This window comes from Devosia honganensis (genome assembly GCF_042648785.1).
GTDB lineage: Bacteria > Pseudomonadota > Alphaproteobacteria > Rhizobiales > Devosiaceae > Devosia > Devosia honganensis.
In genome coordinates, this window is sequence record NZ_JBHRYD010000001.1 from 361,858 (window position 1) to 374,069 (window position 12,212).

Annotated in this window: 12 protein-coding genes; 3 read left to right on the top strand and 9 right to left on the bottom strand. The window is 63.7% G+C overall.

Translation table 11 applies throughout. The features are described from left to right. Positions 1-57 precede the first annotated feature (57 nt). Complete coding sequence (locus ACFOOL_RS01785; RefSeq protein WP_380094329.1) at positions 58-690, bottom strand: class I SAM-dependent methyltransferase; 633 nt, start codon at positions 688-690, stop codon at positions 58-60. Then, positions 687-1,148: a GtrA family protein gene (locus ACFOOL_RS01790; RefSeq protein WP_380094330.1), complete on the bottom strand. Its 462-nt coding sequence runs from the start codon at positions 1,146-1,148 to the stop codon at positions 687-689. Before ACFOOL_RS01790 ends, ACFOOL_RS01785 begins: the two co-directional genes overlap by 4 nt. 264 nt (positions 1,149-1,412) lie before the next feature. Here ACFOOL_RS01790 and ACFOOL_RS01795 point away from each other — a divergent pair, with 264 nt between their 5' ends. Beyond that, the gene (locus tag ACFOOL_RS01795) at positions 1,413-3,017 is read left to right on the top strand and encodes a bifunctional metallophosphatase/5'-nucleotidase (RefSeq protein WP_380094332.1); all 1,605 of its coding nucleotides are present in this window, start codon (positions 1,413-1,415) and stop codon (positions 3,015-3,017) included. Positions 3,018-3,085: 68 nt separating this feature from the next. Here ACFOOL_RS01795 and ACFOOL_RS01800 read toward each other — a convergent pair whose 3' ends face one another. From ACFOOL_RS01800 to ACFOOL_RS01830, 7 genes are all read right to left on the bottom strand, one after another. Then, the gene (locus tag ACFOOL_RS01800) at positions 3,086-3,337 is read right to left on the bottom strand and encodes a GlsB/YeaQ/YmgE family stress response membrane protein (protein WP_380094334.1); all 252 of its coding nucleotides are present in this window, start codon (positions 3,335-3,337) and stop codon (positions 3,086-3,088) included. A gap of 73 nt (positions 3,338-3,410) precedes the next feature. Then, on the bottom strand, positions 3,411-4,454 hold the full coding sequence (locus ACFOOL_RS01805; RefSeq protein WP_380094336.1) for a Gfo/Idh/MocA family protein: 1,044 nt from the start codon (positions 4,452-4,454) through the stop codon (positions 3,411-3,413). A gap of 188 nt (positions 4,455-4,642) precedes the next feature. Further along, entirely contained in the window at positions 4,643-5,431 is a 789-nt protein-coding gene (locus ACFOOL_RS01810) for a ThuA domain-containing protein (protein ID WP_380094338.1), read from the bottom strand. A gap of 125 nt (positions 5,432-5,556) precedes the next feature. Further along, positions 5,557-6,561 (bottom strand): ABC transporter ATP-binding protein, encoded by a 1,005-nt coding sequence (locus ACFOOL_RS01815; protein WP_380094340.1) that lies wholly within the window; start codon positions 6,559-6,561, stop codon positions 5,557-5,559. Positions 6,562-6,575: 14 nt separating this feature from the next. After that, positions 6,576-7,421, bottom strand: coding sequence for a carbohydrate ABC transporter permease (locus ACFOOL_RS01820; protein WP_380094341.1), 846 nt, complete (start codon positions 7,419-7,421; stop codon positions 6,576-6,578). After that, a complete protein-coding gene (locus ACFOOL_RS01825) occupies positions 7,421-8,407 on the bottom strand; it encodes a carbohydrate ABC transporter permease (protein WP_380094343.1) in 987 nt (328 codons plus the stop codon). The genes ACFOOL_RS01820 and ACFOOL_RS01825 overlap by 1 nt, the downstream gene beginning before the upstream one ends. A 93-nt stretch (positions 8,408-8,500) precedes the next feature. After that, the gene (locus ACFOOL_RS01830) at positions 8,501-9,769 is read right to left on the bottom strand and encodes an ABC transporter substrate-binding protein (RefSeq protein WP_380094345.1); all 1,269 of its coding nucleotides are present in this window, start codon (positions 9,767-9,769) and stop codon (positions 8,501-8,503) included. A 477-nt stretch (positions 9,770-10,246) separates the two neighbouring features. On the opposite strand from ACFOOL_RS01830, the gene ACFOOL_RS01835 reads away from it, so the two are divergent. Both ACFOOL_RS01835 and sseA read left to right on the top strand, forming a co-directional pair. Next, positions 10,247-11,266 (top strand): substrate-binding domain-containing protein, encoded by a 1,020-nt coding sequence (locus ACFOOL_RS01835; RefSeq protein ID WP_380094346.1) that lies wholly within the window; start codon positions 10,247-10,249, stop codon positions 11,264-11,266. 95 nt (positions 11,267-11,361) lie between these two features. After that, entirely contained in the window at positions 11,362-12,195 is an 834-nt protein-coding gene (gene sseA, locus ACFOOL_RS01840) for a 3-mercaptopyruvate sulfurtransferase (protein WP_380094347.1), read from the top strand. Positions 12,196-12,212 lie beyond the last annotated feature (17 nt).

Below are 12,212 nucleotides of genomic sequence, written 5' to 3' on the forward strand. Positions count from 1 at the left end.
TTCCCCGCAAATCAAACGGCGCGGAGAATACCCCACAGGAACGGTATTGTAAGCCCATCAGCGCAGATCGGCGCCTCTGAGCCGGCTGATGAAATGCAGCCGCCGCCCGAACAGCCAGTCGAGCGGCGGGGGATAAAGCCCCAGCCGGTCCGACCTTTTCGCCTCGGCCAGCCCGGCCCGGGCAAAGGCCCCGCTCCATCCGGCCGCGTCGAGATAATTATAGGGCAGGCGCACATCATGGCCGCGATTGCCCACCCAATCCATGAGCCGCAGGGTCGGCCCATCCAGCCAGCCCCGGCGCAGATGGTCCTTCACCAGCACGCTGCTTCGCGCCACCCGCGCCGCCTCGGCCAGCACGGCGGCCGGATCGTCCGTATGGTGCAGCACATCGACCATGGTGACATGATCGAAGCTATTCTCCGCAAAGGGCAGCACCGTCCCGTCATAGCGCGTCACCTTGATATGGGTTGTCGGTCGCACCAGCACGTCAGTGCCCTCCACCTCCAATTCCGGACGCCGTCGCATCAGCGCCAGGGCAACCTGCCCATCACCGCAGCCCAGATCGAGCACGCGGCCGGGGCCTGCGGGAAGCATGTCCGCCAATAGCTGGGCCAGCACCTCGACCCGCCGCCGGAAGATCAGCCCGCCGTGGATCGCGTTGAGAGCCCGCTTGGCGGCGCTGCCGATCATGCCGGCAAAACCCGCTCGTGCCGGCTCGTGGCGAACGCCCAGCCCTTGAGCACCATGTAGCTGGCCCCCGAGGTCAGCGCGATCACCAGCAGCGCCGCCGGCAGGCCGGGCAGCCCGAGCACACCATGGAACAGGTAGGAGAAGAGGGCGGCTAACGCCAGCGCCATCCCCTGCACCGCCACATAGCGCGGCAGCGCCTGGCCATGCGCCGCCCGCGAGCGGAAACTGAAGCGGCGATGCAAAAGATAGACCGGGGCGATGAATGCCGCATAGCATACGGCGCTCACCACCCAGCTTTCGACATGGGGCAGCAGCATGACCGCAAGACTGCTCGTGGCAACGAAACCCAGCGCGGCGGCGGCGCCAACGAGCAGGAACGCCCCCAACCCACGGGCATTCGCCTCGCTGTCGGCAAGGGAAGGCGGCACACGCATCAGGCTCTCAAGGGCGGCGCTCATCACAGGGCTCGGATCGGAACATGGATCGCGATCATCGGGCTGAAGGTCTTGCCCCCGGGTTACGAAGCCCGGCCCAGTCGGTTCCGCCGCCCGGCATGGTGAACGGATTCTTGCCCCCGGTCGGATTTGACCCGATGGTCCACTTTCTCCTGTTACAAATTGCTGATTAACTGTCCTTGACGCGGTCGGAGCCCGAGAGGGACAGGCCGGGATCGTCCCGGTGCCGGTAACGTCGAATGTAAAGAGCAACAAGGGACAACAGGGATGAAGAAACTGCTGCTGGGCGCCACCGCCCTCACCCTCTGCGCCGGGTTTTCCAGCGCGGCCTATGCCGATTTCACGCTGAACATCCTGCACATCAACGATTTCCATTCGCGCTTCGATCCGATCACCGGCTCCGATTCCAATTGCGATCCCGAGACCGACGCCGCCGGCGAATGCTTCGGCGGCATCGCCCGCCTCAAGACCATCATTGACGACACCCGCGATAAATATGCCGACGGCAATTCCATCCTGCTTTCGGCCGGCGACAATTTCCAGGGCTCGCTCTATTACACCACCTACAAGTCCAAGGTGGTGTCCGACTTCTTCAACCAGATGGGCTTCGACGTGGTCGCCACCGGCAACCATGAATTCGACGACGGCCCCGAAGAATTCATGCGCTTCATCGAGGCGGCGCAATTCCCGATCATCGGCGGCAATTTCGACGTGACCCGCGATGAAAGCCTGCGCGGCAAGATCAAGGGCTCCATCGTCGTCGAGATCGGCGGGGAAAAGATCGGCATTATCGGGGCGACCACCGAGGATACGCCCGAAATCGCCTCGCCGGGAGATGTGGAGTTCTACGACGTCATCCAATATGTGCGCGGCGCTTCCGAGGCGCTCGACGCGGCCGGCATCAACAAGATCATCCTATTGAGCCATATCGGCTATAATGAGGATATGCAGGTCGCCGCCGCCCTGCCCCTGGTCGACGTGATCGTGGGCGGCCACAGCCACACCCTGCTGTCCAATACCGCCGAAGGCGCCGCAGGCCCCTATCCCACCATGGTCACCAATCCCGAAGGCGTGGAAGTTCCCGTGGTCCAGGCCAATCAATACGGCAAATATCTGGGCGACATCGCCATCACCTGGGACGATGAGGGCAATGTCATCAAGGCGGAAGGCGAGCCCTTCCTGATCGATGCTTCGGTCGAGGCCAACGAGGACTTCAAGGGCCAGCTCGCCGAATTGCTCGGCCCGATCGAAGAACTGACCGGCACCGTCATCGGCACCGCCACCGAAAAGCTCGAAGGCTCGCGCGAAATCTGCCGCGCCATGGAATGCTCCATGGGCAATCTGCTCGCCGATGCCATTCTCGACCGCGTGGCCGACCAGGGCGCCTCCATCGCCTTCCAGAATGGCGGCGGCATCCGCGCCTCCATCGATGCGGGCGAAATCACCATTGGTGACGTGCTGACCGTGCTACCGTTCTCCAACACGCTCGCCACCGTGCAGATCAGCGGTGCCGATGTCATCGACGCGCTCGAAAACGGCGTCAGCGATGTCGAGAACGGCGCCGGCCGCTTCGCCCAGGTCGCCGGCCTCAAATACAGCTTCAACCTGGCCGAGCCTGCGGGAAGCCGCGTCAGCGACGTGCTGGTCAAGGGCGAGGGCGATAGCTGGGTGCCCATCGATGAGGATGCCACCTACACCATCGTCACCAATAATTATGTGCGTGGCGGCGGCGACGGCTATGGCACCTTTGCCGAAGGCGACAACCCCTATGACTTCGGTCCCCCGCTCGAGGAAGTGGTCGCCGACTACATCGCCAAGCAGGGCGGCACCTACACTCCTTATACCGATGGCCGCATCACCGAGATCAAGTGATCCCGGTCATGCCAGACGCGAAGGGCGCCCGTCGGGCGCCCTTTTTTTGTCCTGAACCGAAAGACTTGCTAAGCGCGCCGCGCCAGCTGCCCCCAGATCAGCAGGATGATGACGGCGCCGACGATGGAGGCGATAAAGCCCGCTCCGTCACCCGGCGCATACCAGCCGATCTGCTGACCCAGCCAGGTCGCCAGCACCGAGCCGACAATGCCCAGCACCGTGGTCAGGATGAAGCCGGAGGGCTTGTTGTCCCCCGGCGTGATCCACTTGGCGATAAGTCCGGCGAGAAATCCGATGATGATGGCCCAGAGGATGGACATGCTGACGCTCCGTGTTCTGTCGCAAGAGTAAATCCCGAACGCCTCATCCGGTTGCAAGGCCTACGGAAAAGCCTCAGACCTGATGTTCCATCCGGTCCCGGTCGGTGACCGTGCCCAGGTCCAGCACCTTCTGGATATTGGTGGCGTGGCGGAAGCTGGGCTCCAGAGTGTAGCCGGACCGGCAGGCCTCGACGAAACGCTGGTAATTGGTCGCCACGGGCGGAACGTCCGTTTCCGTCCAGACACCGGTTTCGATATCCGAGCCCAGGCAGGTGAACAGCTTGGACCAGTCATGCCGGTGCTGCACTTCCAGCGCCCCCTTGTCGCCATAGACGCGCAGGCGCAATTCATTGAAATGGCCTGTTGCCCAGCGCGAGGCATGGATCACGCCCAGCGCGCCGTTTTCGAGTTGCGCGGTCATGGCGAAACTGTCATTGGCGTCCAGATCGTATTCGCCGATGCGGTTGTCCGGCGCCTTGTCGAAGGTTTCGAGCCGGCAGAAGACGCGCGAAAAATCGCTGCCCGCACCATAGGTGGCGAAATCCAGAATATGCACGCCGATATCGCCCAGGACCCCGTTGGAGCCGTGCTTCTTGCTGAGGCGCCAGAGCCACTGGCTTTCCGTGCGCCAGTCGCCCCAGGCCTTCGAGACCAGCCAGCTTTGCAGATAGCTCGCCTCGAAATGCTTGACCGTGCCCAGCTCCCCTGACTGCACGATCTCGCGGGCCTTCTGCAATTGCGCCACATTGCGGTAGGTCAGGTTCACCATGTTGACCAGACCCAGCCGCTCCGCCGTCTCGGTCATTTCCGAGGCGCGGGCATGGTCGGTCGCCAGCGGCTTCTCGCAGAACACGTGCTTACCCGCCAGCAGCGCCGCCATGGTGGTGGGATAGTGCACGCTGTCGGGCGTCACATTGGCGACGGCATCGAATTCGCCCCAGGCCAGCGCCGCATCGAGCGAGCCGAAGCCCCGCTCGATATTGTGCGCCGCGCAGAAGGTCTCGACCCGCGCCGGATCGACGTCGACGCCGCCGGCCAGGGTCACCCCCTCGATGGCCGCGAAATGCTTGGCATGCTGGTTGGCCATACCGCCGGTACCCAGGATGAGGATACGCATCGTTTTATTCCCTGGGCACCCTGCCCCTTAGAACCATTCACCGGTCCACCAGCCTTGAGGGATGAACCACATTCTCAACCATCGTCATCACCCGGCTTGCCCGGGCGGCCCACAGGAGCCGCCCACGCCCTCCGCGGCATGGATTGCCCGGACGAGCCGGGCACTGACGATCCTGGAAATATTTCTGACTATTCCTTGACCTCGCCGGCATGCATCGAGGCGGTGAGCTTGGGCCCGCGTTCCTCGATCTTCTCGATGGCCTCGCCCACCGGCCGGTTCGGCGCCTTCATCAGTTGCGCGTGGCGCTCGCCGCTATAGGCCCAGTTGACCGCATTGCGCAACACCTGCCCGACATTGGCGTTGTGATAGGTGGGATAGGTTTCGTGGCCCGGCCGGAAATAGAAGATATTGCCGGCGCCGCGCCGATAGGTGAGACCGGAACGGAACACCTCCCCGCCCTGGAACCAGGAGACGAACACTGTTTCCAGCGGCTCGGGCACGGTGAAGGGCTCGCCATACATCTCTTCGTATTCGAGCTCGAAATAGGCCGGCAGACCCTTAGCGATCGGGTGGCCGGGATTGACCACCCAGAGGCGCTCGCGCTCGCCCGCCTCGCGCCAGTGCAGATTGGCCGGCGCGCCCATCAGCCCCTTGAACACCTTGGAGTGGTGGCCCGAATGCAGCACGATCAGCCCCATGCCCTGCCAGACATGCTCCATGACGCGCCTGACCACCGCATCGTCCACCTGGTCGTGGGCGGCGTGGCCCCACCAGATCAGCACGTCGGTCTGGCCCAGCGCCTCTTCGGTGCAGCCATGTTCGGGCTCCTGCAGCGTCGCGGTCCTGACGCTGATATTGGCGTCCTGGCGCAGCAGGGACGCAATCTGGTTATGCATCCCCTCGGGGTAGTTTTCGGCAACGGTCCGATTCTTCTTTTCATGGACGTTTTCGCCCCAGACCAGGGTACGGATAGGCATGATGATATCTCCAATTCGGCAGCATCGATGGTCGCCGCCTCTCAACGCCGTCCCTCCCGCCGGGCGGAAAGAGCCGGTGACTTGAAAGAGCGGCGGCCCGCAAGCCGCAACTCAAAATCTTGCGATCAGCGCAGGGGTTTCCCCGCGCCGTCGAAACGGTGAATCTTGTCTTCGTGCGGCGAGACCCGCAGCGTGTCGCCGCTATCGTGCTGCTGGGCCCCTTCGAGCCGCACCACCACCGGCTCCTCCGCCCCCATCTCCAGATAGACATAGGTGTCGGCGCCCAGGTTCTCCTCATGGATCACCGTGCCTTCCCAGATGCCGTCGGGCTTGATGACCATGTGCTCGCCCCTGATTCCCAGCGTCGCGCAGCCGAAGGCCTCGGCCTTTTCCCCGGTGATGAAATTCATCTTGGGCGAGCCGATGAAACCCGCCACGAACAGGCTGTCGGGCTTTTCGTAAAGCTCCATGGGCGTGCCCACCTGCTCGATAATGCCGTCGCGCAACACGCAGATGCGGTCGGCCAGCGTCATGGCCTCTACCTGGTCGTGCGTGACATAGATCATGGTGGTGTCCTGCATGCCCTCGTGGAGCTTGGCGATCTCGATACGTGTGGCCACGCGCAGGGCCGCGTCGAGATTGGATAGCGGCTCATCGAACAGGAACACTTTCGGATCGCGGGTGATGGCCCGGCCGATGGCCACGCGTTGACGTTGCCCCCCCGAAAGCTGCTTGGGCAGCCGGTCTAGATATTGCCGGATCTGCAGCATGTCGGCGGCCTTTTCCACCCGCCGGCGAATCTCGTCCTTGGAGTGGCCCTTCTCCAGCGTCATCCCGAACGCCATGTTCTCATAGACCGTCATATGCGGATAAAGCGCATAGGACTGGAATACCATGGCGATGCCGCGCTTGGAGGGCGCCAGCGCATTGACCAGCTTGCCGTCGAACAGCATTTCCCCCGAGGTGATGTCCTCGAGGCCCGAGATCAGCCGCAAAAGTGTGGATTTGCCGCAGCCCGAGGGACCGACGAAAACCATGAACTCGCCGGTGCGGATTTCAAGATCCACCCCCTTGATGACTTCGACCATGCCGAAGGACTTGCGGATATTGCGAAGCTCGATGCTTGCCATTTCTCAGTACTCCATTAGCCCTTCACGCCGCCGGCGGTCAGCCCGCTGACGATCTTGCGCTGGAAGATCAGCACCAGCACCACCACCGGCACGGTGACGATCACCGACGCGGCCATGATATTACCCCAGGGAATTTCATATTGCGTGCTGCCCGAGAGCAGCGCGATGGCCACCGGCACGGTGCGCGTGTCGTTGCTGGCCGTGAACGTCAGCGCGAACAGGAACTCGTTCCACGCCCCGATAAAGGCCAGCAGGCCCGTGGTCACCAGCGCCGGCCACATCAGCGGCATGAAGACGCGGGTGATGATGACCCAGGGCGACGCGCCATCGACGATGGCCGCCTCCTCGATCTCCACCGGCAGGTCACGCATGAAGGTGGTCAGCACCCAGACGGTGAACGGAAGGGTGAAGATCGTATAGGAAAAGATCAGTGCCCAGGGCGTATTGTAGATGCCCAGAAACCGGATCAGCTCGAAAAGTCCGGCCAGCACGGCCATTTGCGGGAACATCGACACGCCCAGAATGGTCATCAGCAACAGCCCCCGCCCCCGGAACCGCACCCGGCTGAGGGCGAAGGACGCCGTGATCGCCAGGAACAGCGCCAGCAGCACGGTGACCGCGGAAATGAATACCGAGTTCAGCAGATTGCGCGGGAAGCTGCCGGTATTGAGCACGTTGAAATAGTTGTTGAGGCTGAACGAAGTCGGCCAGTAATTGATGCGGAACAGGTCCGTGCCCGATTTGAAGCTTGTCAGGATGGCGTAGTAGAAAGGAAATACGCTGATCACCACGATCACCGCCACCAGCAGGTAGAACAGCACCCATTTGGTGAATTTCCACAGGTTGAACGTCGCGCCCATCAGCGGTCTCCCCCGTCGAAACGAACCTGGCCCAGCCAGATATAAAGGATGGTCAGCGCCGCAATGATCAGGAACAGCAGCGTCGACATGGCCGAGCCATAGGCGAACTTGTCGAAGTCGAACAGATTCTCCCGCGCCAGCACGCTCATGGTCTTGGTCGCCGCGCTGTTGGGCGTCAGCACATAGATCAGGTCGAAAATGCGCAGCGCGTCGAGCAGGCGGAAGATGATCGCCACCATCAGCGCCGGGCGCACCAGCGGCAGCGTGATCTTGAAGAACTGCTTGACCGGATGCACGCCGTCGATTTCGGCGGCTTCGTAGATGTCCTTGGGGATCATCTGCAGGCCCGCCAGCACCAGGAGCGCCATGAAGGGCGTGGTCTTCCAGATATCCACGATCAGCACCGCCGTCATCGCCGTGTCGGCCGAGGCGGTCCAGGCCACCTTCTGGCTCAGCAGGCCCAGCCGCATGCCCAGATCGTTGAGGATGCCGAACTGGTCGTTGAGCATCCAGCCCCACATACGGGCCGAGACGATGGTCGGAATGGCCCAGGGGATGAGAATGGCGGCGCGCACGAGGCCGCGCCCCCTGAATTCGGCATTGAGCACCAGCGCCACGATCATGCCCAGCACCGCCTCGAACGCCACCGAGATGAAGGCGAAGCGCACCGTGTTCCAGACCGCGTTCCACCAGGCCGTGTCCACCAGCAGTCCGCGATAGCGCACGGCGCCGCTGTCGAGCACCTGCCAGCGCAGATAATTGCCGACGCCGTACCATTGCGCCGCGTCCAGATTGCTCAGCGAGGCGTCGGTGAAGGAAAAATAGATCGAGCGCAGCAGCGGCCAGCCGGCCACCACCGCCAGCGCGACCAGCATCGGTATCAGGAACAGCCGTGCGGAGCGCACGCGCTGCTCCATCAGTTCCGACTTGATCTTGGGTGCCGGCGCCACGCTGGCCGCGCCCAATGTCTCGGTCGCCATCTTCATCTCCTCCCGAAGCATTCGAGGCTTTTTTTCGCACAGGGCGGGCGGCCGGGAAACTCCCGCCCGCCCGCCCTGCTTCAGGCTACCCGGGAGGACTTACCAGGCGTCGCCCTTGAGATCGGCGAGGTCGGCCTCGAGGAGCTCGAGGTTTTCGGCAGCCGTGCCATTGCCCGAAAGCGTGTCGTGCACGGCGCTCCAGAACAGCGAGGAGACCTCGTTGTACTTCACCTTGGTCGGCGCGGACGGGCGCGGCACCGCATTCTGGAAGATTTCCTTCCAGGCCGGGATGATCGGCTGGGCCTCGGCAATATCGGCGTCGTCATAGAGCGCTTCGATGGTGGGCAGGTTGGACTGCAGGATCGCGCGCTCCTTCTGCACTTCGGCCGAGCTCAGATAGAGCGCCAACTCGATGGCGGCATCCGGATCGGGCGAGTACTTGGAGACGGCGACGTTCCAGCCGCCCAGCGTCGCCGCGGAACGGGCCTCGGGCCCTTCCCCGGCCGGCAGCGGCGCGACGTCGAACTTGCCGGCAATAGGCGAGTCCTCGCCATTGCCGAGTGAATAGGCATAGGGCCAGTTGCGGTGGAACACCGAATTGCCGAGCTGCCAGACGCCGCGGCTTTCCTCTTCCATATAGGCGAGGTTGCCTTCGGGCGAGATGGTGCCGATCCAGCTTGCCGCAAGGTCGATGGCGGCGGCGGCCTGCGGATTGTTGATCGAGATAGTGCCGTCGGCTTCCACGATCTGGCCGCCACCATAGGATTTCACCCATTCCAGCGCGTCGCAGGTGAGGCCCTCATAGGCATTGCCCTGGAAGACGAAGCCCCACATTTCGGGATTGCCGTCGGCCCGCTCGCCATCCATGATTTCCTTGGCGGTATCGGTCAGTTCCTGCCAGGTCGCGGGAACGTCCTTGCCGTATTTCTCTAGCAAATCCTTGCGGTAGAACAGCGCCGGGGCATCGGTGAAGGCCGGCATGGCCACCAGCTTGCCGTCAACGGTCTGGGACTCGATGATCGAGGGGAAATGGTCACCCACCACGTCCTTGGCCGCCTCGGAGAGGTCGAGGAACTGATCGGCGAGCTGCGGCGCCCAGATCACGTCGGTCTGGTAGACGTCGATATCGGTGTTGCCCGCGGCCAGCCAGAGCTTGTACTGGCCGAACTGATCGGTGGTCGAGGACGGCATCGGCACGATGGTGACGGTGTGGCCGGTATCGGCCTCGAACTTGTCAAGCTGGCCGCGTAGGAATTCGAGCCCGGTGCCGGTATCGCCCGACACGACCGACAGCTCGGCCGCCTGTGCCGCGCCCGCCACCAGCGTCACGCTCGTCAGCAGACCAACGAGCAGTTTGTTGATTTTCATTGGAAATCCTCCCGAAAGAAACACGTCGCGGAGAGGCGTGTTCGACGGGCCGGGCGTGATTGCGCCTGGCCCGTTCCTCCCCCTAAAAGCGTTCCGAGCCGGGCCCGACAGGCGGTCGCCTCAAAGCGCTTTGAACAGAAGGGAACCAGACGGCCGTTTTACTGTCAAGCGGCCCGCGAGACGAATTCGCGGAATTTTCCGATGCACCTAGAATTTCTGATTATTTCTCAATATGTTGGCCGAAACTATCTCTGTTCCTGGCCAATTCTGCTCCAGTTTGAATTGATGTACGCACCTCAAGGGGGCCGCGCCGCTTTCCACCTCTTGCACTCGAATTTGAAATCGCTTTGAATGCAGTTTTATGGGAGGAAGGCAGTTGGCGCTGTGCATGAGCGGCTGCCTGCCCTAAATGGCAAGTCGCATGCCGCGCGCCCGGCCGGACGGCGGCCGGTGTCGAACCATCCGGGCCAGGTTGCTATGAGACTGAAAGACCTCGCCGAGCATCTCGGTCTGTCGCAAACCACGGTCAGCCGAGCCCTCAACGGCTATCCCGAGGTGAACGAGGCCACGCGCCGCCGCGTCGCCGATGCTGCCGACCGTCTCGGCTACCGGCCCAATGCCAGCGCCCTGCGCCTTGCCACCGGCCGTGCCGGAGCCATCGGCCTCGTCCTGCGCGGCGCCGACGAACTGGGGCCGCACATGTCCGAATTCCTCTCCGGGCTGGGCGGCGCCATGGCCAGCCGCGAGATCGACATGCTGGTGACCACCGTGGCCACCCATCAGGAGGAACTGGCTGCCTATCGGCGCCTCGCCGCCAGCCAGAAGGTCGATGCGGTCATCCTGCATTCCCCCACCATTCGCGACGAGCGCGCCGAACTGCTGATGCAGCTCAATATCCCCTTCGTCCTGCACGGACGCACCGAGATCGGACATCCCCTGGCCTGGCTCGATATCGACAACAAGGGCGCCCTCGAGCGCGCCACCAGCCATCTGCTCGATCTGGGCCATCGCCGCATCGCCCTGCTCAACGGCGTCAAGGGACGCACTTTCGCCGAACATCGCGAAATCGGCTATCGCGCGGCGCTCTCGGCCCGCGGCATCAAGGTCGACCCCGCTCTCGTGGGCAATACCGCGTTCACCGACGAGATCGCCTTCCGCCGCGCCCAGGCCATGCTCGAATTGCGGCCCCGCCCCACCGCTTTCCTCGCCGGCTCCATGATGACCGCGCTCGGCGTCTTCCGGGCCATCCGGCAGGCGGGGCTGCAATTGGGCACCGACATATCCATGATCGCCCATGACGACGTCTTCCCTTATCTCAACGCCGACAACATGTACCCCTCCATGTCCACCACGCGTTCCTCCATCCGCCAGGCGGGCGTGCGCATTGCCGAGCTCATCGCCCAGGTCTTGGCCGGCAAGCCGCTGGTGGATGTGCATGAACTCTGGCCGGTGGAACTGGTGCTGCGCGAAAGCTCTGGGCCTGCGCCCCGGGCTTGAACAAGATTGCCAGGCCGAGGATGACGGCGAAGGCGGCGGCCGATAACATGCCGCTGCCATCCCCCGGGATCGCGCTTTTCCAGCGGAGCAACACCATGACCTCTCCTTTCGTCACCACCGAATGGCTGGCCCAGCACCTGGCCGATCCCGGCCTCGTCGTGGTCGATGCCAGCTGGCACCTGCCCAATGCCGCCCGCAACGCCCAGGCGGAATATCTGGACGGCCATATTCCCGGCGCGGTGTTTTTCGACATCGACGTCATCGCCGATGCCGCCACCGACCTGCCGCACATGCTTCCCGCGCCCGCCGAATTCGCCCGCGCCGTCGGCGCGCTGGGGATTTCCCCGGACATGACCATCGTGGTCTATGACGAGGTCGGCCTGTTCAGCGCGCCCCGCGCCTGGTGGACCTTCCGCGCCTTCGGCGCGTCCAAGGCCGTCATGCTCGAAGGCGGCGGGCCCAAATGGCGTCACGAGCGCCGACCCGTCGAAGCTGGCATCGTCGCCCGGCAGGCCGTGGTTTTTACCCCGCGCTTCGACGCTAGCGCCGTGGTCGATTTCGACCAGGTGGCGGCGCGGGCGAAGGATGGAGCCGCCCAGATCATCGACGCGCGCCCGGCGCCGCGCTTCCATGGCGAGGTGCCCGAGCCGCGTCCCGGCCTCGCCTCGGGCCATATTCCGGGCAGCCTCAACGTTCCGGTCGGCCTCTTGAGCGAAAACGGCACGCTCAAATCCCCCGAGGCGCTGCGGGCGCTGTTTGCCGAGCGCGGCGTCGCGCTGGACAGGCCGCTCATCACCTCCTGCGGCTCCGGCATCACCGCCGTCACCCTCGCCCTCGCCCTCGAGCAGGCCGGCGCCAAAGAGGTCGCCGTTTATGACGGATCCTGGGCCGAATGGGGCGCACGCCCCGACGCCGAGATCGAAAGTTGAGCAGGACTGGAAACCGC